Raw genomic sequence first — 23,379 nt, 5'->3', positions numbered from 1 at the left:
TCACAGAACATAATATTTTAATCAATTAGTCTTTATAATACTTAATAGATACTTACCATATTCATTTTTCTTCATTGGCTCTGCTAATCGTTTTAATCGATCTAAAGATATCCAACCTTTGAAGAACGCAATTTCCTCTAAACAAGCAATTTTTATACCTTGACGTTTTTCTAATGTCTCTATAAAATTAGATGCTTGAGCTAACGATTCATGAGTACCTGTATCTAACCATGCAAAACCACGTCCCAATTTTTTCACATTCAAAGAGCCTTCTTCTAGAAAAACTTGATTAACAGTTGTAATTTCTAACTCCCCCCTGTCTGAGGGCTTTATCGTTTTGGCAATTTGAGTAACCTTATTAGGATAAAAATACAAACCAACAGCAGCATACATAGATTTAGGGTTTTTTGGTTTTTCTAGAACACTTAATACTTTTTCATTCTTATCAAATTCTATAACTCCAAAATTTTTAGGATCTTTCACTCTATAACCAAAAATAGTAGCTTCATTTTTTAATTCAGCAAGTCTTATGGATTCTTCAAGCATTGGAGAAAAACCTTGGCCATAAAAAATATTATCTCCTAATATCAAACATACCGAATCATCACCAATAAAATCTTCTCCAATAATAAAGGCTTGTGCCAGCCCATCTGGAGATACTTGTTCTGCAAAGGACAAATTTAAACCATAATCAGATCCGTCACCTAATAATCTCTTGAAACCTGGCAAATCATATGGAGTTGAAATTATTAAAATATCTTTAATACCCGCTAACATCAAGACTGACAAAGGGTAATATATCATTGGTTTATCATAAATAGGTATTAACTGTTTGGAAATACCTTTTGTTATTGGATACAACCTGCTACCCGTTCCACCTGCTAATATTATTCCTTTCATGATTTAGTTATATTGTTTATTATAATAATTCTGATAATTACCCGATGTTACATTGTTTAGCCATTCCTCATTACTTAAATACCAATCTATGGTTTCAGATAACCCTTCCTCGAATGTAACAGTAGGACTCCAACCAAGGTCTTTATTTATTTTAGAAGCGTCAATAGCATATCTTAGATCATGACCGGGACGATCCTTTACATAGGTAATTAATTTTTCACTAGTTCCATTCGCACGACCTAGTTTATTGTCCATTTGTTCACATAGTAATTTAACTAAATCAATATTCTTCCATTCATTAAAACCTCCAATATTATAAGTTTCATGATTTACACCTTTATGAAAAACTAAATCAATAGCAATGGCATGGTCCAATACGTATAGCCAATCCCTAGTGTAATTACCATCACCATAGACAGGTAAAGGCTTGTCATTTAAAATATTATTAATAAAAAGGGGTACTAATTTTTCAGGAAATTGGTGTTGACCATAGTTATTTGAACAATTAGAAATCACATAAGGTATTTTATAAGTTTCCCCATAAGCTCTTACAAAATGATCAGAACTTGCTTTTGAAGCAGAATAAGGCGAATTTGGATTGTAAGGTGTAGATTCCTCAAACAAACCAGTTGCCCCAAGTGATCCATATACTTCATCTGTACTAACATGATAAAAGCGTTTATCATCCCATTTGTTTTGCCACAAAATTTTAAAGGCATTTAAAAGAACCATCGTACCTAATATATTTGTTTTTGCAAATGCTAAAGGATCTGTAATGGATCGGTCCACATGTGACTCGGCCGCCAAATGTATTACTGAATCAAATTGATAATCTGTGAAAATTGATTTTATATATTCCTCTTCTGTTATATCTCCATGTAAAAAAGTATAATTCTTTTTATACTCAACATCTTTGAGATTTTCTAAATTTCCTGCATAAGTTAAAGCATCTAAATTATAAATATGACACTCAGGATATTTGTTAACAAAAAGCCTTACAACATGAGAACCAATAAATCCAGCTCCTCCTGTTATTAAAATTTTTTTCATAACTTATTTTTTTTCGACTACCCCCGATAGCCTGTTTTGTTTCTATTTGCGCTTTTAGTTCTTTTTCAGGACTCTATAAAGCCCCAAAACTTTCGTTTTTCTCACGGCTTCGCCGGCACTACTCACAGTAATGAATTTTTATTATATAAAAAATCCAATTGCTTACTGCAATTGAAATGATACAAGGGCCCCTATTTTTTGCAACTGGGCCAAACACTTTTTCCCTTTGATAGAAAGCAATGTTGCCTCCTGCTCTAACAAGGGTACTTTTACTGTATCTCCGACCTCCAATTCTTTTTGGGTTGCCTGGTAGGTGTTTTCTAAATAACGTTGCATTGCCAATACCTCTTGATTTGATACCTTGGCACGCTTGCCGTGTTCAAACAAATACCGAACAACTCCTGGCACTTCAAATACCTGATCTACTTGCTTCTCTAACAAACTCACTAAGACCATCGATGGCAACAAAGGCACCAATATCTTTTTCTTACGATCCGACCATTGACGAACCTCAATTCTGGTAGGCGTATAGGCCTCTATTCCAATGGATGTCAGACGCTCTTTTACCTTTAACTCATTTCTAGGTTTTGTGCACAAAACAAACCAATTTTTAGAAATAACATCTATCATAATAAGAGTTTAAAGGACAATAGTTAAAAAAGGCTAATTAATAAAGTCTTTTTTTACATTTAAAACAATAGGCCTTACTAAAACATATCCTATGCTTAGTACCAGTCCTAAAAACGAGTAAACGACTAAGATTAAAAACCTTTTAGGCGCTGACTTTTCTATTGGGATGTTTACCGGTTTTAAAACAGTGAATAATGGGGTGTCTTTTTTTACTTGTAAACGTTGTGTTTCTAATTGTTTTGCTAATTCAGTATACACTGAAAAAACGAGATCATAGTCAGATTGCAACTGTAATAGTTTGATTTTTCCCAAAGCTGTATTGACCGCATTATTCTGATCCTGAAAACGAGCAAATTCTATTTTTATTTTAGTAAACTCTTGCTGTTTTTCCAAATACCGATCTTCAATATAATGCAACTGTTCAATAGCTTTTTGAGTTTTGAATTTTAGCACATAGTCTTGCAATAGTGTCTGAGCTTTTAAAGTTAACTGAGCACTTGCGGTAGCCTCTGGTAGCGTTGCTGAAATAGTAACAAAACCTTCTTTATCATTTACTTCCAAACTTATTTGGGCTGTCAATTGCTTAATTAAATCACTATTCTCTTGAGAGAGAGAAAGTATTTGATTTTCTTGAAAAAATGTTTCTTCTTCTTTAGCATCTACCCTAAATAAAGAAAGAATAACAGCTGGTAACCCTACTGTATATTTTTTAATATTCCCTAATACCCCTGCACTATAAATAATATCGTAATACTCTTTGTATGATACTGGTTTCTCTTGCCCATCTATAGTTAGCTTGGTGTCTAAAAGCTCTAGTTGAAAAGGAATGCTTTTTACTATTTGTGGATATAATTCTGGTGAAATTTCGGTGCCAGCATTAGCTCCCCCTAAACTAATACCTGCTAAAGACGCCAAACTTCCTAGGCTTCCTTTTGTGCCCTCCCCTTGATTAGCCGGAACAAAAGTGGTAGAAGCGGTATATTCATCTTTAGAGAAAACAGCCACAAACAGCCCTAATAACATAAAAACGAAGACTGTTTTTAGAATCCATTTTCTACTTATCCAAATCGTTTTTAATAAGGCAATGATGTCAATAGTGTCTTCTTCTTGGTTTTCAGAAGGCATATCAGTTGTTTTTAGCTGTTTTTTCATTTGAATAATTTTAAAATACTTAAAAGCCTATCCTTATTTTTTTAAAGATTGTATAATCAAAGCTATTGTACCAATACTTGAAGTAATCCCTAAAATTTCCTGAGTACTTAATTGATTTTTACTTTCTGTTTTTGAAGGAACAAATATAATGGCCCCTGGCTCTAATTTAGGATAAGTTCTAAAAAACAAAAAACTTCTCACTGCTTTTATATCTCCATTACTATACACCACAAAGATTTTAGATTTTTTTGCCTTTTGAGAAAACCCTCCTGAATTGTTCACATATGACTTTAAACCTTTGCCATGTTTATAATGGATTAAAGCAGGCGATAACACTTCCCCTCTTACTTCAATTGTCTGTTTTTCTGACGGAATTAGTAATTCGTCTCCCTCTTCTAAGAACAAATCAATATCTGTCCCCGCTCCACCTCTATTTAAAATCTTATCTAAATCAATCCCAATTTTAAATCCATCTTTTTCTCTCTCTAATTTTTTTTCATTGTTCGTAATTGAATCCTTTTCGTTTATTTTTTTTAATAGTTCTTCTTGCTTCCTAACAGATTCTTCTTCGTTTTCCCTAACAAGTGTTGCTCCTTTAACATAGGCAAATGGTGTTAACCCTCCTGCTCTTTTAATTAAATCAGAAATTCGTTCATTTTTATTTATCAACACATAAGAACCTTGGTACTTAACTTCTCCTTTTACAATTACTTTTTTTTGGGAAGCATACCCTTTTAAATACCTAACATTGATTATGTCAAACGGCTCAATATAAAAAGGTTTTCCATCGTTAAGTACTAAATTTGTTTGTGAAGAAATTGTGAAGTTTTTGCTCAAGGTTTTAAAGCTACCATCTTTTAACCTTCTTGAAACGTGTACTACTTGCGGGTCTGCCCCTTCTGTTAAACCTCCAGACATGGCAATTACATCTTCAATCTGCAACTTACCAATAAAGTCGAATGTAGCGGGGTTATTAACGGCTCCATCAATTGATATTGTTCTTTTTTCTCGTAAATCTTGTTTATTAAAAATTCGTATTTCATCATTTGCCTTTAACACAATAGACGTTTTACCATTCAAAATATCTAAAACAGAAAAAGCGATATTCTGCTTATTTGTATCATCAAAAGCTCTAACTAATAAACCTCTAGATAAAAAAGCTTCAGGTGTAACCCCTTCTGCTTTTTCAATTAAACTTTTAAGCGTCATGTTTTCAAGTAATTCATAATTACCTGGTCTATACACTTCTCCTTTTAAGGATATTTTATTTTTATATTTATCTACAACTTCTTGAACAATTAATTTATCTCCTCCTTTAATTAAGAAATTTTTAGCATCTTGTATTTGTACTTCTTTTACCTCCTTTTGCTTACCATTAACACGTTCTAAAACCAATAAATCTGTATAAGCTTCAGGCGTAAATCCTCCAAAGTATTGAATTAAATCATCAAGTGTTTGGCCTTTTTTTAATTCATAAATACCAGGCCTTTTAACAGCCCCTTCCACAGTAACTAGGTTTTGATATGAACCCACCAACAAGACGTCTTGATCTTGAAGTTTTAAATTTCCTTTTTGAGAACCTTTCAATAAGTAATTATAAATATCTAACACACCTACTACTTCTCCTTTTCTGACCAATTTCACCTCTCTAAAAGTACCGGTTTTCGTTGGGCCTCCAGCCACATACAAAGCGTTTAATACTGTAGACAAAGAGTTTAGCGAATAGGTTCCTGGAACTTTAACTTCTCCAATAATATTTATTTGAACTGTTCTTATTTTAGAAACCGTAATATTCGTATTTATCTTATTGTAGCTACTAGATGAAGCTCCAATACCTGCATGTTTCTTTTTTAATTTAGAGATGATTTTTTTACTGGCATTTTCAATGGTAAATCCATTCACATAAATTTGACCAACTCCTTCAACCTTTATATTCCCTTGGTTATTAACTATAGATTTGTAAGTTAACTCTGTTGCCCCCCATAAATCAATTATCAATTCATCTCCAGGACCTAGTTGGTAATTCTCTGGAACTGCAATATTAATATTTGGAGTAAAAGTGATTTTTGGATTGTTAAAAAAATCAAACCCAAATAATAATTCTTTTGGTTTTTCCTTATCAAAATCTTCATCGCCTTTTAACCCAAAAGAATCATTAGCGTTATCTTTATCTACAGTATCGTCTTTTTTATCTTTTGGTTTTGAAGAAGTATTTAAATTATTAACTCTTCTTTTAAATTCAGCTATTTTAATCGATGAAACCCCTCGAGTTTCCGCCAAAAGCTCAACCTGTTCCATCGTATACCCTTTTTTCTGTATAGAATTCCAATACGATTCAATTTGATCATCAGACAGGTTACTTATATTTATATTTTTTAACTGACTAATATCTTGAGCTAATACTATAGATGTAAAAAAACATAAAAATATAATTAGGAACAGGTGACTTCTCTTTTTCATTTTATTAAAATTTATTATACTAACCGAAATAATTTTAACTTTTTTGTAAATTAAAATTTCATTTTGTCAAGGACAAATATACAGTATTGATTTGTATCATCAAAAACAATTGCTTGTTTCATGTGCTTTTTTTAACCCCATATATCTCCAATAAAAAAACAGCAATATTCAACAATTTCTCTTTTATTTTTTATTTTTCTTTTCCTTGCAATTCTTTTGGTATCCATTACTTTAAAAACTGTGATATCACTTATAAAAAGAGATCATTTTACTTTTTTACAACTAATCTTTTCCCATTTGATAATATTCAAAACCTTTTTCTGATAATTCAAAAACATTATATTGATTTCTAGCATCATATATTATTGGATGCTCTAATCTTTTTTTGATTTCATTGAAATCTGGAGAACGAAATTCTTTCCACTCTGTCAACAAAATCAACCCATTCGCATTATCTAAAGTTTCATATTTTTCCTTACCATAAAAAACATCACACTCTTTTAAATAATAGTCTTTTGCTTGATTCATTGCCTTTGGGTCATATGCCCTAATAGTTGCTCCTCTTTTCTTTAATTCCTTAATGATAAACGTTGATGGGGCTTCCCTCATATCATCCGTTTCAGGCTTAAAAGACAATCCCCAAACTGCAAATGCTTTATCTGATAAATTTTCACCAAATCTCTCTAAAATTTTATTTAAAAAAAGCTCTTTTTGCTTATTATTAACCATTTCAACAGACGAAATTAATGCTGGTTCATATCCATTGTTTTTTCCTAACTGAATCAAAGCTGATATGTCTTTTGGAAAACATGTTCCTCCATAACCAATTCCAGGATAAATAAAATCATAGCCTATTCTTTTGTCAGAACCAATACCAACTCTTACTTGATTTGCATCTGCACCTACTCTTTCACAAATATTAGCGATTTCATTCATAAATGAAATTTTTGTTGCCAACATGGCATTGGCAGCATATTTTGTCATTTCTGCTGAACGAATATTCATCATGATAAAACGATCATGAGTTCTAAAAAAAGGAGCATATAACTGCTTCATTAAATGAAACGCAAAATCTGATTCAGCTCCAATTACTACCCGATCAGGTTTCATAAAATCATTAATTGCAGCTCCTTCTTTTAAGAATTCAGGATTAGATACTACATCAAATTCGATATGTTCTCCTCTTCTATTTAGTTCGATCTGAATGATTTCTTTAACTTTATCAGCAGTTCCAACAGGTACGGTTGATTTATCAACAACTACCAATCTTTTTTTCATAGCCATACCAATCGATTTTGCCACAGCCAATACATATTGCAAATCTGCTCCCCCATCTTCTCCCATCGGGGTCCCAACAGCAATAAAAACAATTTCAGCATTCGATATCGCCTGGGATACATTTGTTGTAAAAAATAAATTTTTATTGTGAATGTTTTTTATAACCATCGTTTCTAAACCTGGTTCAAAAATTGGTAAAATACCTTGTTTTAATTTTTGAACCTTAACTTTATCTATATCAACACAAGTTACTTTGTTTCCCATTTCAGCAAAACAAGTTCCCGACACTAAACCCACATATCCTGAACCTACAATAGTAATATTCATTTATTTATTCTTTACTCTTTAAATTTTCTTTTTTTTGCACTTCTTTTCTTAATTTACTGCTTGAAAATCGATGTTCTCTTTTATTAAAATATAACTGAATTCCCTTTTCTTCACAATACTCTCTTCCTGTAAATTTCTTATTTGCATATTCATCACCAATAATACGAACATCTATTTTAAAAGAACGTAAGATATCTTCTAAGTCTTGTTCTGTTGCATAAGGCACAATTTCATCTACATATTTACAACCTTTTAATTGAATATATCTTTCAACTACTGACTGTACAGGCCTATTCTTTTCTGGTCTATCTAAGGTTGGATCTGTTTGAATTCCACAAATTAAGTAATCGCATTGATGTTTTGCTTCTTCCAACATTTTAACGTGTCCGGCGTGAAATAAATCAAAGGCACTAAAAGTAATTCCTATTTTCATTGTTTTTTTTCAAATATAAAACACTTAATTGATAAACGGGTGCTTATTCCCTGATGATATTAAAGAATTATTTCGTATTTCATGAACAATCTCAATCGATTGTTTTGCTTCTTGTAATCCAAATCCATTTCCTTTTAAAATCTCTTGATAACTTTTCGTATGCAACTCTGTAAACCCAGAACTAAATTCCACTTCTTCATTATCAACAGTAATAGAACGATAGGTTCTTTGTCCGTTTTTTCTTATATCAATAGGCAAATCAGTTTCATCAATAGACAAAAACCAACGAACTCTTGCTTTTTCAAATTCTAAGTACCCAGCTGCTTTATTTTTCTCTCGTAAATGAACATTATTTTCTTGCACTTCTCCAAATATCCAAGAAAGCATGTCATAAAAATGTACACCGATATTGGTAGCAATTCCTCCTGATTTAGACTCATCTCCTTTCCATGAAACAGCATACCAGTTGCCTCTTGAAGCAATATAAGTTAAATCAACATCGTATTTGGCATCTTTCTTTTCTGAATCTATTTTTTGTTTTAACGCGATGATGCTTGGGTGTAATCGCAATTGTAATATCGTGTAAATTTTTTGCCCAGATTCTTTTTCTATATCAGCTAAAGCATCTACATTCCAAGGATTTAGCACTAATGGTTTTTCACAAATTGCATCTGCTCCACTTCGCAATGCCATTCTAATATGAGAGTCGTGTAAATAATTAGGAGTGCAAATACTCACATAATCCAAAAGTGTTCCTTTTCTTTTCAGCTTCTCTATATGACGGTCAAAACGCTCAAATTCTACGAAGAAATCTGCATTTGGGAAGTAACTATCCATAATTCCCACGCTATCAAATTTATCAAGTGCAGCGATCAAGTTATTGTTCGTTTCTTTTATCGCTTTTAAATGTCTTGGAGCAATATATCCTGCGGCTCCAATCAGTGCAAAGTTTTTTTTATTCATCCTTTTTAAATTATTACTATAACTATGACTCTTGACTATGACGATGACCTTGATTTCGTCTTCGTCTTAGTTATTGTCATTGTCATTGTCATTGTCATTGTCATTGTCATTTATCTAACTTCTTTTTTAATCCATGTAATCTTTTTTGTATGCTTTGAGTATCAGAAATTAGCTTTGTACTTTCTCTTTCTGATATATACATTCTTTTTGTTGCAATTATAATTTGTGTTTCTAATTCATGTGCCGATCCCAATGCAATTATAATAAATCTTCTAAAATCTTTTTCTGAATCTCTTGAAGCTCCTTCTGCAATATTAGATGGAATTGAAATTGCGCTCCGACTCATTTGAGGAACCAAAACAAATCTTTCTTCAGTTGGAAATGATTTTAATACTTCATAAACTACATCGACCAACACAACAGCATCTTGCCAAACATCATATTCTCGAAAATTACGCATTTTTTATTTTTATTTTTTATAATGAAGACCTTTGCCTATGACCTGAATTTCGTCATCGTCATTGTCATCATCATCGTCATTGTCACCCTTCCTATGTTACAAGGTTTTATTTTTTACTTTTTCTGGTAATTTATTTTTTACATCATAAATTATAGAATTCTTTTTTCTCAGTTTCAAATAATCTATTTCAGCATACTCTTGATGAGCTACTGTTAAAACGATGGCGTCAAATTTTTGATTTGGTAATTTATTTAATGCCTCTAAATGATATTCTTTTCTTACCTCTTCTTTATTAACCCATGGATCATAAATCGTTACATCAACTCCATATTCAATTAAAGAATTTATAACATCTACAGCTTTGGTGTTCCTAATATCTGGACAATTCTCCTTAAAAGTAATCCCTAAAATTAAAATTTCAGCGTTTTTAATTGCTATGTCTTTCTGAAGCATTAACTTAATTACTTCAGAAGCAATATAACTTCCCATACTATCATTCAAACGCCTCCCTGCTAAAATAATTTCTGGGTGATATCCAAATTCTTGCGCTTTTTGCGCTAAATAATAAGGATCTACACCAATACAATGCCCCCCAACTAGCCCTGGCTTAAATGGTAAAAAATTCCATTTGGTACCGGCAGCTTCTAACACATCATGAGTATTGATATTCATTAAATTGAATATTTTAGCCAACTCATTTACAAAAGCAATATTGATATCGCGCTGAGAGTTTTCAATTACTTTAGCAGCTTCTGCAACTTTGATGGTCGGAGCTAAATGTGTTCCAGCGGTAATGACAGATTTATAAAGATTATCAATTTTTTTTCCAATTTCTGGAGTAGAACCTGAAGTTACTTTTAAAATTTTTTCTACGGTGTGTTCTTTATCTCCTGGATTAATTCTTTCCGGAGAGTATCCAGCAAAGAAATCTTTATTAAAAGTCAAACCTGATATTTTTTCTAATACTGGCACACAATCTTCTTCGGTTGCACCAGGATATACCGTAGATTCATAAATTACAATATCTCCTTTTTTCAAAACCCTTCCAACTGTTTCACTTGCTTTAATTAAAGGAGTTAAAACTGGTCTATTATTTTTATCTACAGGAGTTGGGACTGTAATAATATAATAATCACAATCTTCAATATCTTTTGTATTTGTTGAACAGTATAATCCTAATTCAGAATTACTTTTTTCTTTCAAAACAGATTGTAAAACTACTTCTGATACTTCTAAGGTAGCATCTGTTCCAGACATTATTTCAGTTACTCTTTCTTTGTTAATATCAAATCCAACAACAGCATATTTAGTGGCAAACAATCTTGCCAATGGCAAGCCAACATAACCTAAACCGATAATCGCTATACGAGGATTGGTGGTGCACGGTGATTGGTGGGCGGTTTTATTTTGTGTATTATTTTTCATTTCATATTTATAATCGTGACCCAGATTATGTGTTCGATAATCTACACTTCTTTTATAATTTATTTTTTAAACTTTTAACCAAACCATATAATTGTTTTCTTATTATTAAAATTTGATTATTTAAACTTTCTTGGTTTGACATATACTTTAGTCGATTACTGATTTCAAGTTGTGTGTCCAATTCTCCTAAAGACCCTAGTGAAATATAAAAAATTTGAATATATTCCTTGGTGCTTTTTCTCATAAATCCCTCAGCGATATTTGACGGAATAGAAACTACACATCTTCTAATTTGTGATGTTAATCCATATTTTTCTTCTGCTGGAAAATCAACAGTCGTTTTATACACAGCTTCTACCAAACTCATAGCATTCTTCCAAACATCCAAATCCCGATATGACAATATCATATTTTATTTCTTTATTATAAACTACTGTTCACCTTACACCATTCACCGTTTATAAACTACTCCAAATTTCCCCAATACCAAGTAACAGCTTCTTTTAAGCCTTGTTGTAATGAATGTTTAGGATTATAGTTTAAATTCTTTTTTGCTTTTTCTATACTAGCGTGTGAGTGTGGAATATCCCCAGTTCTATTCGGTCCGTAAACTACTTCAATACCTGCAATTTTTGAATCAAACTCAGATAAGTATTCTTTTAAATACTTCATTAGCTCATTCAAGGTGTTTCTATCTCCGTAGGCCACATTATAGACTGTATTCAAAGCTTCTTCATTTTCTGTAATCAAGCTTAATAAGTTCGCTTGTACTACATTATCTATATAGGTAAAGTCTCTAGAATAATTTCCGTCGCCGTTAATCACTGGAGATTCTCCTTTCATTAACTGACTCACAAATTTCGGAATTACCGCTGCGTAGGCACCATTCGGATCTTGTCTTCTTCCAAACACATTAAAATAACGCAACCCGATTGTTTCTAGTCCATAGGTTTTGGAAAACACATCTGCATACAACTCATTAACGTATTTAGTAACTGCATAAGGCGATAATGGTCTCCCGATTACTTCCTCTATCTTAGGCATCAACTTAGAATCTCCATAGGTTGATGAACTAGCCGCATACACAAAGCGTTTTACTTTTGCGTCTCTAGATGCCACCAACATAGTTAAAAACCCTCCAATATTTACCTCATTTGATGTAATTGGATCTTTAATTGATCTGGGTACAGATCCTAATGCTGCTTGATGCAAAACATAATCAACACCTTTGACTGCTTTTCTACAAGCCTGCAAATCTCTAATATCACCTTCTATTAAAATAAAGTTGGGATTTCCCTCAAATGTTTTTAAGTTTTCTCTTTTTCCTGTGGCAAAATTATCTAAACAGACTACTTCATTATCCATTGCTAATAAAGCTTCGCAAAGATTGGAACCGATAAAACCAGCACCACCAGTAACTAATATTTTTTTATTTTTTAGGAATTCAAATTCCATTAATTAAGTTTAAATTAAATTTCTTTTTCAATTTACGAAAATACAAAAAAAGAAAACCAATATAACAAGACTAAAAACAAAAAAACTCCATAATTTCTTATGAAGCTTTCGTGGGCAATGAGGGATTCGACGTGTTCCGATATTTCGGAAACCCCCGACCCTCCCGATAAAAATCGGGATGCTCTGAACCAACTGAGCTAATTCTCAGCTATTAATTGTTCAATTTTTTTCCTACTTTTCCATTTTTTTATCACCCGCTCTCTTTGATAAGCAGCCTCTTTACTACTAAACTCTTCTTTATATTTCAGCTCCCAATCACTAGCAGAACCAGTGAAACCTTTACTTTTCTGTCGATGTCTTACTAAACGCTTCGTTAAATCTGATGTACAACCAATATAATAGCGGTTTCTTTTCTCACTAAATAAAATGTAAACAGTATAAATCATAAAAGTAAAAACAAAAAAAACTCCAACGAATTAACGAAGGAGTTTTTGTGGGCAATGAGGGATTCGAACCCCCGACCCCCTCGGTGTAAACGAGGTGCTCTGAACCAACTGAGCTAATTGCCCGAATATTTTTTAATTCCTTTTCGATACGGAATCTAATTGGTAATGAAGGATTCGAGGTATTTCGTTTCCCTACCCTCCCGATAAAAATCGGGATGCTCTGAACCAACTGAGCTAATTGCCCGAATATTTTTTTAATTCCTTTTCGAGATGGAATCTCATGGGTAATAATGAATTCGAACGTGTTCCAATTTTTCGGAAACTCTAACCCTCCCGATAAAATCGGGATGCTCTGAACCAACTGAGCTAATTGCCCTAAGCGGTTGCAAATATAAAACAGTTTTTACATCCTGCAAAAATTTATTTACTTTTTTTTATAAAACTTCAGCAACTACAAATGTGCTTCCTCCAATATAAATTACATCTTCTTTTTCTGAGTTTTCTTTTGCTGATTTATATGCCTCATTTACAGAACTATATTTCTGTCCAAACAGCTTAAATTCCTTAGCTCTTTCTTGTAAATCAGATACATTTAAAGCTCTTGGAATATTAGGTTGACAAAAATAATAATGAGCCTTTTTAGGAAACAACCCTAAAACATCCTCTAATTTCTTATCAGAAACAACTCCTAAAACAATATGTAAGTTGTTGTACTTTTCTTTTGTAAGCTGATGCATTGTCAACAACAAACCTTCTTTATTATGTGCTGTATCACAAATCACTTTTGGTAACTCTTGTAAAATTTGCCACCGTCCTCTTAAACCTGTATTCTTTACAACATTCAAAAACCCTTTTTCAATATGATTTTCTTTTACTTTAAAAGTAGTTAATTTACGAATTGCTAAAGCTGCTGTTTTTACATTCTTTTGTTGATAATCTCCTAATAAATCTGTTTTATAATTTTGAGAAAAATCTGAGGCAAAAAAGAGATCCGTTTTTACTTCTTTTGCTTTTTCTATAAAAACGTCCTCAACTTCTTTTTGTCTTTCTCCAATGATAACAGGAATGTTGTTTTTAATAATTCCTGCTTTTTCAAAGGCAATTTCTTGAAGTGTTTCCCCTAAAAATTGCGTGTGATCCAACCCAATATTGGTAATTACAGAAACTTCGGGTGTAATACTATTTGTTGAATCTAATCTTCCTCCCAAACCGACTTCAACAATTGCAATATCAACCTTTTTGGTTGCGAAATAATCAAATGCCATTCCAACAGTCATTTCAAAAAAAGAGAGTTTCTGCTTTTCTAAAAATAGTTTGTTTTTTTCAATAAACTCAACAACAAAATTTGGAGAAATTTCTTCTCCGTTGATCCTGATTCTCTCCGTAAAATTCTTTAAATGTGGCGATGTGTACAATCCAACTTTATAGCCCGCTTCTTCCAAAACTGAAGCAATCATATGGCTCGTAGAACCTTTTCCGTTTGTACCACCAACATGAATCGATTTAAATTTTTTCTCAGGAAAATCTAATACTTTTGAAAATGCTAAAATATTGGTTAAGTCTTTTTTGAATGCTATTTTGCCTTCTCTTTGATACATCGGCAATTGAGAAAACATCCAATTTAATGTTTCTTGATAGGTCATAGTTTATTGAGATATCTCGACTGCGCTCGATATGACATTTTAGAATATAAAAATAATTAATTATTCGGATAAAGAAAAGCGGTAAATTATAGTTCCTATTTGTTTTGCAGGTGCATTTTTATCTGGATTCCATGTAGTTTTTAGAGCCGCAGCTTTTGCTGGATCCAATAAACATTTTGCTGTATTTGTTGACCCTTTCACTCCTGGAGTAGCTTTTGTTACTTTACCCGTTTTATCTACTTCAATACTAACAACCACGATTCCTTCTTCATTACATTCAGGTTTTTCAATGGGTCTTGACAAGGCATTTCTTCCTGCTAAATTGTAATTTTCATCTCCACTACTTCCATTATTTCCGTAGTATTTTGTTGATTTTGGATCGCCATTTTTATCCCCTTTTAACCCTGGATTATCAGCATCGCCTTCTCCTTTATTTTCTCCGTCTTTAGAATTTCCTTTTAATAAATTATTTAAAGCATCTTGCGTTTCTTTCGATGGTTTTGGCTTCGGTATTTCTTTTGGCTTTTCTACCTTCTTTATTTCCTTTTTAGGTTCTTCTACTTTTTTCTTTATTGGTTTTTCTACAACAGGAGCCTCTTTTGTGTCTTGTGTAATGACCTTTTCTTTGATAGTTTCTTTCGGAATTACTTCTTCTTTTTCCTCAATTTCTTTTTCAACTTTTTTTACCGCAGGATTTTCTTTTGTTTGAACAACTGGATCTCCATTTCCAACATTTGAATCGCCAAAATTAATTGCCAATCCATATTCTTGTGGCGGATCTAAATACTGCATTCCGAAGTTGAAAATTCCGACTAAAATTAACGCAAGAATTACTGCAGTAATTATAGCTGATTTTTTTTTATATGTTGTTTCTAATATTTGCATTTTTCTTAAATCCTTCTTAACAATGCTCGAAGTGACTTCTTTCTTTTTTATTGAATTAATTTCAGCCTAGCCTTTAGCCTTTAGCCTTTAGCCTTTAGCCTTTAGCCTTTAGCCTTTAGCAAAAAAAACTATTTCCCTTTTACAGCTAAAATCATTTTTAATTTATTTCTATTTGCAATGTCAATAATCTTCATCACATTTTTATAGGGAACATCTTTATCACCTCTAATAACAACTATTTTTGCTTTATCTGCTCCTACCAATTTTAAAATTTCGTTTTCTAAATTAGCTGCACTAACTTCTGTTTTATCAATATAAAAAAGTGATGTATTTGTAATTGAAACAGCAATTGATTTTTTATTCTCCGTTTTTCCACCAGCTTTTGGCAAAAAGACATCAATTGCACTTACAGTCACTAATGTAGATGTGAGCATAAAAAATATCAACAATAAAAAAACAATATCAGTCATAGACGACATATTGAAATTTGGGTTGACTTTATTTCTTCCTCTAATATTCATTTGAAAATAGTTTTTAAAGTTTAAAAGTAGAAAGTCTAAAAGTTCTCAAAATACTTTTCAACTTTACAAACTTTAAACTTTCACACTCATTTATACTGGTTCGTTTAACAAATCTAAAAACTCCACCGAAGTTGCTTCCATTTTATAGATTACTTTATCAGTTCTTACTACTAAATGATTGTAGGTGATGTAGGCTATAATTCCAACAATTAAACCTGCAACCGTTGTTGTCATTGCCGTGTACAATCCGTCTGATAATAATTTTATATCTATTTGTCCGCCAGAATTTGCAATTTCATGAATTGCAACAATCATTCCAATAACAGTTCCTAAAAACCCAATCATTGGTGCTGCACCAGCAATAGTTGCCAAAACACTCACGTTTTTTTCTAATTGATAAATTTCTAATTTCCCTGAGTTTTCTATCGCTTTATTAATATCATCCAACGGTTTACCTATTCTAGAAATCCCTTTTCCTACCAATCTTGCGGTTGGCGAATCTGTATTTTTACATAAATCAGTTGCGGCATTTAATTTTCCTTCAGACACATAATCTTTAATTTGATTCATAAAATTTTCATCAACTTTAGCTGCAGCTTTAATTGCAAAAAAGCGCTCAAAATAAATATACAGTGCAACAGCTAATAACACAAAAAGCAATCCAATTATTAATCGTCCACCTGTTCCACTTTCCATGATCAATTTATAAATTGACAATGTTTTTTCGTCTGAAATTACTTCTGTAACTGCATCAATGTTTTCTTGAATAAACAATAACATATTTTATATTAAATTAAAGATTTATGTAAACTAAACGAGTTTACTTTTTAAAAATTGTTTAAAAAAACCCGAGAAAATCTCGGGCTTCTATTTTAAAATTGTCGGAGAAACATAAAGGCAAATGAGCCAACCATAAAACCGACCAAAGCTAACCAAGAAATCTTTTTTAAATACCAAAAGAAATCAATTTTTTCCATTCCCATTGCAACAACTCCTGCTGCAGAACCAATAATCAACATACTTCCACCTGTACCTGCAGAAAATGCAATAAAGTGCCATAATTCGTCATCAATTGGTTGATGAAACATTCCTAAACTTGCTGCTACTAAAGGTACATTATCTATCACTGCAGATCCAACTCCTAATAATAGCACAACCATATCAGAAACTCCTTCATGATGTAATTCTGTTCCCATCATCGGAACGGTTTCTTTTAATGTTGATGCAAAGTTGAATAAAATTCCTAAGGATTCTAAGGCTGCAACAGACATTAAAATTCCTAAGAAAAATAAAATACTTGGCATTTCTATTTTTGATAACGAATGATGCACCGGACTGTGATGTGCATTCGCTTCAGATTCTTCACTATCATAACTTGTCATAGAAAATTTTGTTCTACTATAGATTTCTGCAAAAGTTGCAACGATACCAAGTGATAACATCATACCAACATAAGGAGGTAAATGTGTAATTGTTTTAAAGATTGGAACAAAAACGATAGCTCCCAACCCTAAATATAACATTATAGCACTGTACTTACTTTTGGGTTTTGAATCTGCTTCACTTGGATTCTCTTCAATATCTCCTTTAAATGCAGGTAAAAAACTTGCAATTAACGAAGGAACCAACATACAAAGTAAAGAAGGAATAAAGATGTATTCTATTAATTTCCAAGCAGTAACTTTTTTACCAATCCACAACATAGTAGTTGTTACGTCTCCAATCGGAGACCACGCTCCACCTGCATTTGCAGCAATAATTATCAATCCTGCAAACCAAATTCTGTCATCTCTTTTGGTAATTATTTTTTGTAAAATAGAAATTAAAACAATCGTTGCTGTTAAATTATCAATAATTGCAGAAAGGGTAAATGCTAAAAAAGAAAAAATCCATAGAATTCTCTTTTTACTTTTCGTTTTAACATATCCTTTAATTGTAGAAAATCCGTCAAAATAATCGATAATTTCTACAATAGTCATTGCTCCTAATAAGAACACTAAAATCTCTGCGGTTTTTCCTAAATGATGCAATAATGTTTCTTCTACTAAATGCATTTTATCTGCATGCAATAAAGAAGGGAAACCTTCTACCAAAGCGTGTTTTGCTGAATCGAACCAATTAGAAAATTGATCCACATTTAAAGCTACTAAAGCCCAACAAACCGCCATCATAACGAGCGCTGGTATTAATTTATCTATTTTTAAATTGTGTTCTAATGTAATGGCTAAATAACCAACCACAAAAACCAAAATGATAATCGTTTCCATAATTATATAAAATTAAATTAATTGTTTTAACGCTATTTCAAACGCCGTTTTACATATTTCTGTTTTACTCTTGTTCTTTTCAAACGTTTTAACCAATGCTTTTCTAATGGTTTCTGAAGTATCATTAAAAATGGCTTCATCTTGCATAGGCAATTGCACTCTAGCTTCCATTAAATAAGCAAATACTCTAGCGATACCACAATTTGAAATAAAATCTGGAAGCAAACTTACATGTCCATCAGTATATTCCATAATTGGTCCAAAAAATATTTCTTTATCTGCAAAAGGCACATTTGCTCCTGGAGAAATTACTTCTAATCCAGAAGTAATCATTTGAGTAACTTGTTCTTTAGAAACCAATCTTGAAGCTGCAGCTGGAACAAAAATTTCTGCTCCTAATGACCACACTTTTTGATTCATCTCATCAAAAGGAATCATCTTTTCTGAAACCAATTTGTTTCCATCTTTTCCTAAAAATAACGCAGTCATTTCATCAAAAGAAAAACCTGATTCATTAATAACTCCTCCGTCTCTATCAATAATACCAACAACTTTTGCTCCTAATTGCGTTAAATAATATGCTGCGGCAGAACCAACATTTCCAAAACCTTGTACAACTGCTTTTTTTCCTTTGATAGATCCGCCGTAAATATTGTAATAATGATTTACAGCTTCTGCAACACCATAACCTGTTAACATATCTGCAACGGTATATTTTCTTGATAAATCTGGTGAGAATTTTTTGTCTTCAATAATTTTAATAACGCCAAGTCGTAATTGTCCAATTCTATTAATTTTATCGGCTTCAGTTGGTTTAAAATGTCCGTTAAAAATTCCTTCTTGCGGATGCCAAACACCACAATCTTCGGTAATCGGAATTACGTCTTTATCTGCATCAACATTTAAGTCTCCTCCAGTTCCATAATAATGTTTTAACAACGGCGTAACTGCTTTGTACCATCGTTCTAAAACGCCTCTTTTTCTCGGATCATTTGGATCAAAATTAATTCCAGATTTTGCACCACCAATTGCGGGTCCAGAAACGGTAAATTTTACTTCCATAGTTTTGGCTAAAGACAACACTTCGTTCATATCTAAGCCTTTTCTCATTCTTGTTCCGCCACCGGCAGCTCCACCACGAAGTGAATTAATTACAGTCCATCCTTCTGCATCTGTTTCAGGATCTTTCCAATTAAAAACTATTTCTGGTTGTTTATTTTCGTATTTTTTAAGTAAATCTTTCATTTGATGTTGCTAATAATTCAATTTTTTATCTTTTATCTTTTTAAAAATTGATAGCAGTTAAAGTTGGTTCATTTTTTCTGGTTTAAATGTGATATAGAAGTTCTTATACACAAACTTAGTGCAAAAAAATGATTGCCCAAACAAAAATAATATTCTTTTAGAAAATTTTATGATGTAAATATAACTCCAGAACTGTGGTCTTTTTTTGCTCCAGTAACAGAACTCAAGCAATTAACTTGATTATCAACACGTAACAACCCTAAAAAAGCAAATATTAAAGCTTCTTTATAATTGACTATTTGAGAATTGGGAATGATCATTTCTAAATTTGAATGGTGATTTATTCTTTTTATCAAAAATTCATTAAAAACGCCACCGCCAGTTATAAAAATATTTTTACACTTCTTTGTAGAAGCGGCAATTTGAATTGCAACATGTTCCATAAATGTTGCTAAAACATCTTTTATTTCAAGATTTTTGTCATCAATTAATGGAATAATAGTTGACTGCACCCATTCTAACCCCAAAGATTTTGGAGGTTTTGTTTTGTAATAATTCAAAGAGTTTAATTCTTCTAATAGTTTTGTATTTATAATTCCTGTTGAAGCAATTTTGCCTTTGTTATCATAATCAAAACCCAATGTATTTACATAATAATTTAGCACAATATTTACTGGACAAATATCAAAAGCAATTCTTTTGTTTTGCTCTTTAAAAGAAACATTTGCAAATCCACCTAAATTTAAACAAGTATCGTATTGATGAAACAAAAATTCATCTCCAATCGGAACCAATGGTGCTCCTTGCCCACCCAATTTTACATCTTGAGTTCTAAAATCACACACAACTTTTTGCTGAGTTTCGTTTGCTAGTGTTTGACCATCTCCTATTTGTAATGTAATTCCTTTTTCGGGTTGATGCAAAACTGTATGACCATGAGAAGCAATAAAATCAATATTTATAATCCTATTTTTTTTGATAAAACTATTCACTTTTTTAGCAAGTAATTTTCCATATTCTAAATCAAGTTCTTGTAATTCTTCATCAGATTTATCAATTGCTTTTGCTAATTTTTCTTTCCATAATTTTGAATATGCTATGGTTTCTGAATACTGAATTTCAAAATTTTCGTAGCTTTTTTTATCAAAGGTAACATAAACCAGATCTAAACCATCTAAAGATGTTCCAGACATTAAACCAATTATATTTATTTTTTTAGTACTCATATCTGTAAAAATAATAAAACTTTATTGATAATTTATTACTAAAAATGTATCTTTGAACACATTTTTTACGAATATAATAATACTACTATAAATGGACTTTAACCTTACCGAAGAACACTTAATGATTAAAGCTGCAGCTCGAGATTTTGCACAAACAGAATTGTTACCTGGAGTTATAGAAAGAGATAATAAGCAAGAATTCCCACAAGAATTAGTCAAAAAAATGGGAGATTTAGGTTTCTTAGGAATTATGGTTGATCCAAAATACGGAGGAAGCGGAATGGACGCAATTTCTTACGTATTAATTATGGAAGAATTGTCTAAAATTGATGCCTCTGCTTCTGTAATTGTATCTGTAAATAATTCTTTGGTTTGCTACGGATTAGAATCGTACGCAAATGAAGAACAAAAACAAAAATATTTAACAAAATTAGCAACTGGCGAGTTTGTTGGTGCTTTTTGTTTGTCTGAACCTGAAGCTGGTTCAGATGCAACTTCACAAAGTACAACTGCTATTGACAAAGGCGATCATTATGTAATAAACGGAACAAAAAACTGGATAACAAGTGGTGGTAGAGCTGATGTTTATTTAGTAATTGCCCAAACTCATAAAGAAAAAGGGCATCATGGAATTAATGCTTTTATTGTTGAAAAAGGAACGGAAGGTTTTCATGTTGGACCCAAAGAAGATAAATTAGGAATTAGAGGAAGTGATACACATACATTACAATTTAATGATGTAAAAGTGCCTAAAGAAAATAGAATTGGAGAAGATGGTTTCGGATTTAAATTCGCCATGAAAACATTATCTGGTGGAAGAATCGGAATTGCTTCTCAAGCGTTGGGAATTGCAGCCGGAGCGTATGAATTGGCTTTAAAATATTCTAAAGAACGTAAAGCATTCGGAACAGAAATTTGCAATCATCAAGCAATTGCTTTTAAATTAGCAGACATGCACACAGAAATTGAAGCTGCAAGAATGTTAGTTATGAAAGCCGCTTGGGATAAAGATCAAGGAAATAATTACGATATGTCTAGCGCAATGGCAAAATTATATGCGTCAAAAGTTGCCATGGAACACACTGTCGAAGCCGTACAAATTCATGGTGGTAACGGTTTTGTAAAAGACTATCATGTAGAGCGTTTAATGCGTGATGCAAAAATTACTCAAATTTACGAAGGAACTTCAGAAATTCAGAAGATTGTAATTTCTAGAGGTATTATCAAAGGATAAAATTTGTATCTTCTAACGGAGTTGAGAACTAAGAATCCTAAAATCCATCTTTATTAAAAGGTGGATTTTTTTTTGGGCGTAACCGAAAACGGTCGGGCTTTTGTTGCAATCTTTTTTTCCTTCCTCAAAAAAGGATTTCCACTACAATCCCTTACGCAGATGTAGTTTAAAAATTTACTTCTCTTTAAAAAATACAGCAGCAATCACAAAAAAACCAAGTGCTGTAATAATTGGAGCTAAAATTACTTTAGGCCCGTAAAAACCACCAATATAAATCATTAAAAATCCGAGAAGTACTAAAATAATTCCTGCCTTATTTTTCATTTTTTTAATTTTAAAATGTTCACTCAATATACTAAAATAAATTCATGCTATTTACTTAAACTGAACATCGTACAATTGCAAACCTGAAGCCGGAGCAATTTCTCTTAAAAATTTTCTATCATTAGCTTCTTTTAAAGAATTTTCTATAAACTCTAAATCAATGTTTCCTTTTCCTAATTCAAATAATATTCCCATCATCAATCTTATTTGATACCGTAAAAAACCTTTTCCTTTTACTTTTAAAACATAACTTTTTGTAGGAAAGAAATTCGCTTGCAAAATTGTATTCTCTACAATCTCGCAAGAATCAATAATTCTTTTAAAAATGGTTTTCTCAGAAGGTTTTGTGCAGTATTTATGAAAATAATGTTCTCCTACAAATAATTTTGCGCCATGTACCATAGCGTTAATATCTAGTTGTTCATTCAAACCAACTAAAAATGGCGCAGAAAATGCATGTGGTTTTTCTCCAAAAGAAAAATAATAATGATATTCCTTTATTTTTGAAGATTGTATAATATTAAAGTCTGAGGTTACTTTTTTAATTGACAAACCCTTAATATCTGGAGGAGAATTATAATTAAAATCTTTCAAAAAATCTGAAGTATTTATATCTGCATGTAAAAACAATTGAAAACCATATCTAGAAGCAGAAACTTTCGCATCTGTTCTACCAGCACCAAGCGTTTTGTATTTTACACCTTCATCAAAAACAAAACTTAATGTTTTATCAACCATATCATGCAATGTTTTTGCATTTGTTTGCTTTTGCCAACCCGAAAATCGAAACCCTAAAAACTGAACCTCAACCAAATATGTAAATGGATATTTCATTCAATAAAAATAAACTTTTTAAACCAAAAAAAAGTCCTCAATCATATGATTGAGGACTTTAGTATATTATATTGATTTGTATCAATATAAAGAAAGGCAGCGACCTACTCTCCCACCATAATGGCAGTACCATCGGCGCAAATGGGCTTAACTTCTCTGTTCGGTATGGGAAGAGGTGAGCCCCATCGCTATAACCACCTTAAATCTTTCAGTTGCACTAA

The 23,379-nt window shown here is 31.9% G+C and carries 23 protein-coding genes, 3 tRNA genes and 1 rRNA gene; 1 reads left to right on the top strand and 26 read right to left on the bottom strand.

The window, feature by feature from the left end; translation table 11 throughout:
- Positions 1 to 21: 21 nt before the first annotated feature.
- The 23 genes from rfbA to KCTC32516_RS07155 form a co-directional block, all read right to left on the bottom strand.
- Positions 22 to 900, bottom strand: coding sequence for a glucose-1-phosphate thymidylyltransferase RfbA (gene rfbA, locus KCTC32516_RS07260; RefSeq protein WP_301399755.1), 879 nt, complete (start codon positions 898 to 900; stop codon positions 22 to 24).
- Positions 901 to 903: 3 nt separating this feature from the next.
- Positions 904 to 1,950: a dTDP-glucose 4,6-dehydratase gene (rfbB, locus tag KCTC32516_RS07255; RefSeq protein ID WP_301399754.1), complete on the bottom strand. Its 1,047-nt coding sequence runs from the start codon at positions 1,948 to 1,950 to the stop codon at positions 904 to 906.
- A 162-nt stretch (positions 1,951 to 2,112) separates the two neighbouring features.
- Positions 2,113 to 2,580 carry a UpxY family transcription antiterminator gene (locus tag KCTC32516_RS07250; protein WP_301399753.1) on the bottom strand — a complete coding sequence of 156 codons (468 nt, stop codon included), beginning with the start codon at positions 2,578 to 2,580 and terminating at the stop codon, positions 2,113 to 2,115.
- A gap of 33 nt (positions 2,581 to 2,613) precedes the next feature.
- On the bottom strand, positions 2,614 to 3,732 hold the full coding sequence (locus KCTC32516_RS07245) for a Wzz/FepE/Etk N-terminal domain-containing protein (protein ID WP_301399752.1): 1,119 nt from the start codon (positions 3,730 to 3,732) through the stop codon (positions 2,614 to 2,616).
- A 33-nt stretch (positions 3,733 to 3,765) separates the two neighbouring features.
- The gene (locus KCTC32516_RS07240) at positions 3,766 to 6,192 is read right to left on the bottom strand and encodes an SLBB domain-containing protein (protein WP_301399751.1); all 2,427 of its coding nucleotides are present in this window, start codon (positions 6,190 to 6,192) and stop codon (positions 3,766 to 3,768) included.
- 282 nt (positions 6,193 to 6,474) lie between these two features.
- A complete protein-coding gene (locus KCTC32516_RS07235; RefSeq protein WP_301399750.1) occupies positions 6,475 to 7,797 on the bottom strand; it encodes a UDP-glucose dehydrogenase family protein in 1,323 nt (440 codons plus the stop codon).
- Between the two features lie 4 nt (positions 7,798 to 7,801).
- Positions 7,802 to 8,230 (bottom strand): adenylyltransferase/cytidyltransferase family protein, encoded by a 429-nt coding sequence (locus KCTC32516_RS07230; RefSeq protein ID WP_301399749.1) that lies wholly within the window; start codon positions 8,228 to 8,230, stop codon positions 7,802 to 7,804.
- A gap of 24 nt (positions 8,231 to 8,254) precedes the next feature.
- The gene (locus KCTC32516_RS07225; RefSeq protein ID WP_301399747.1) at positions 8,255 to 9,193 is read right to left on the bottom strand and encodes a Gfo/Idh/MocA family oxidoreductase; all 939 of its coding nucleotides are present in this window, start codon (positions 9,191 to 9,193) and stop codon (positions 8,255 to 8,257) included.
- A 106-nt stretch (positions 9,194 to 9,299) separates the two neighbouring features.
- Positions 9,300 to 9,653 (bottom strand): four helix bundle protein, encoded by a 354-nt coding sequence (locus tag KCTC32516_RS07220; RefSeq protein WP_301399745.1) that lies wholly within the window; start codon positions 9,651 to 9,653, stop codon positions 9,300 to 9,302.
- 96 nt (positions 9,654 to 9,749) lie between these two features.
- Positions 9,750 to 11,078, bottom strand: coding sequence for a nucleotide sugar dehydrogenase (locus tag KCTC32516_RS07215; protein ID WP_301399744.1), 1,329 nt, complete (start codon positions 11,076 to 11,078; stop codon positions 9,750 to 9,752).
- 52 nt (positions 11,079 to 11,130) lie between these two features.
- Positions 11,131 to 11,445 carry a four helix bundle protein gene (locus KCTC32516_RS07210; protein ID WP_301399743.1) on the bottom strand — a complete coding sequence of 105 codons (315 nt, stop codon included), beginning with the start codon at positions 11,443 to 11,445 and terminating at the stop codon, positions 11,131 to 11,133.
- A 98-nt stretch (positions 11,446 to 11,543) separates the two neighbouring features.
- Complete coding sequence (locus tag KCTC32516_RS07205) at positions 11,544 to 12,533, bottom strand: SDR family oxidoreductase (RefSeq protein ID WP_301399742.1); 990 nt, start codon at positions 12,531 to 12,533, stop codon at positions 11,544 to 11,546.
- Positions 12,534 to 12,644: 111 nt separating this feature from the next.
- Positions 12,645 to 12,736 (bottom strand) — tRNA-Lys (locus KCTC32516_RS07200).
- Positions 12,731 to 12,979 (bottom strand): GIY-YIG nuclease family protein, encoded by a 249-nt coding sequence (locus tag KCTC32516_RS12155; RefSeq protein ID WP_366911083.1) that lies wholly within the window; start codon positions 12,977 to 12,979, stop codon positions 12,731 to 12,733. The genes KCTC32516_RS07200 and KCTC32516_RS12155 overlap by 6 nt, the downstream gene beginning before the upstream one ends.
- Positions 12,980 to 13,027: 48 nt before the next feature.
- A tRNA-Val gene (locus KCTC32516_RS07195) sits at positions 13,028 to 13,102 on the bottom strand.
- A 158-nt stretch (positions 13,103 to 13,260) separates the two neighbouring features.
- Positions 13,261 to 13,355: transfer RNA gene (locus tag KCTC32516_RS07190), tRNA-Lys, on the bottom strand.
- 58 nt (positions 13,356 to 13,413) lie between these two features.
- Positions 13,414 to 14,622 carry a bifunctional folylpolyglutamate synthase/dihydrofolate synthase gene (locus tag KCTC32516_RS07185; RefSeq protein WP_301399740.1) on the bottom strand — a complete coding sequence of 403 codons (1,209 nt, stop codon included), beginning with the start codon at positions 14,620 to 14,622 and terminating at the stop codon, positions 13,414 to 13,416.
- A gap of 60 nt (positions 14,623 to 14,682) precedes the next feature.
- A complete protein-coding gene (locus KCTC32516_RS07180) occupies positions 14,683 to 15,507 on the bottom strand; it encodes an energy transducer TonB (RefSeq protein WP_301399739.1) in 825 nt (274 codons plus the stop codon).
- A 128-nt stretch (positions 15,508 to 15,635) separates the two neighbouring features.
- The gene (locus KCTC32516_RS07175) at positions 15,636 to 16,028 is read right to left on the bottom strand and encodes an ExbD/TolR family protein (RefSeq protein ID WP_301399738.1); all 393 of its coding nucleotides are present in this window, start codon (positions 16,026 to 16,028) and stop codon (positions 15,636 to 15,638) included.
- Between the two features lie 90 nt (positions 16,029 to 16,118).
- Positions 16,119 to 16,808, bottom strand: a complete 690-nt coding sequence (locus KCTC32516_RS07170) for a MotA/TolQ/ExbB proton channel family protein (RefSeq protein ID WP_301399737.1) — start codon at positions 16,806 to 16,808, stop codon at positions 16,119 to 16,121.
- Positions 16,809 to 16,900: 92 nt separating this feature from the next.
- On the bottom strand, positions 16,901 to 18,295 hold the full coding sequence (gene nhaD, locus KCTC32516_RS07165) for a sodium:proton antiporter NhaD (RefSeq protein ID WP_301399736.1): 1,395 nt from the start codon (positions 18,293 to 18,295) through the stop codon (positions 16,901 to 16,903).
- Between the two features lie 12 nt (positions 18,296 to 18,307).
- A complete protein-coding gene (locus KCTC32516_RS07160) occupies positions 18,308 to 19,540 on the bottom strand; it encodes a Glu/Leu/Phe/Val dehydrogenase dimerization domain-containing protein (RefSeq protein ID WP_301399735.1) in 1,233 nt (410 codons plus the stop codon).
- 167 nt (positions 19,541 to 19,707) lie between these two features.
- Positions 19,708 to 20,766, bottom strand: a complete 1,059-nt coding sequence (locus KCTC32516_RS07155; protein WP_301399734.1) for an anhydro-N-acetylmuramic acid kinase — start codon at positions 20,764 to 20,766, stop codon at positions 19,708 to 19,710.
- Between the two features lie 91 nt (positions 20,767 to 20,857).
- Between KCTC32516_RS07155 and KCTC32516_RS07150 the strand changes: the two genes are divergently transcribed.
- Positions 20,858 to 22,000 (top strand): acyl-CoA dehydrogenase, encoded by a 1,143-nt coding sequence (locus KCTC32516_RS07150; RefSeq protein ID WP_301399733.1) that lies wholly within the window; start codon positions 20,858 to 20,860, stop codon positions 21,998 to 22,000.
- Positions 22,001 to 22,174: 174 nt separating this feature from the next.
- On the opposite strand, the gene KCTC32516_RS07145 is transcribed toward KCTC32516_RS07150, so the two are convergent.
- The 3 genes from KCTC32516_RS07145 to rrf all read right to left on the bottom strand — a co-directional run bounded on the left by KCTC32516_RS07145 (position 22,175) and on the right by rrf (position 23,360).
- Entirely contained in the window at positions 22,175 to 22,324 is a 150-nt protein-coding gene (locus tag KCTC32516_RS07145; protein WP_301399732.1) for a hypothetical protein, read from the bottom strand.
- A gap of 51 nt (positions 22,325 to 22,375) precedes the next feature.
- A complete protein-coding gene (locus tag KCTC32516_RS07140; RefSeq protein ID WP_301399731.1) occupies positions 22,376 to 23,158 on the bottom strand; it encodes a tRNA pseudouridine synthase A in 783 nt (260 codons plus the stop codon).
- 91 nt (positions 23,159 to 23,249) lie between these two features.
- Positions 23,250 to 23,360 (bottom strand): 5S ribosomal RNA (gene rrf, locus KCTC32516_RS07135).
- Positions 23,361 to 23,379 lie beyond the last annotated feature (19 nt).

The sequence above is a fragment of the Polaribacter huanghezhanensis genome (assembly GCF_030444335.1).
Classification (GTDB): domain Bacteria; phylum Bacteroidota; class Bacteroidia; order Flavobacteriales; family Flavobacteriaceae; genus Polaribacter; species Polaribacter huanghezhanensis.
The sequence above is the reverse complement of the archived record's forward strand: the minus strand, read 5'-3'. Positions and strand labels throughout refer to the sequence as shown.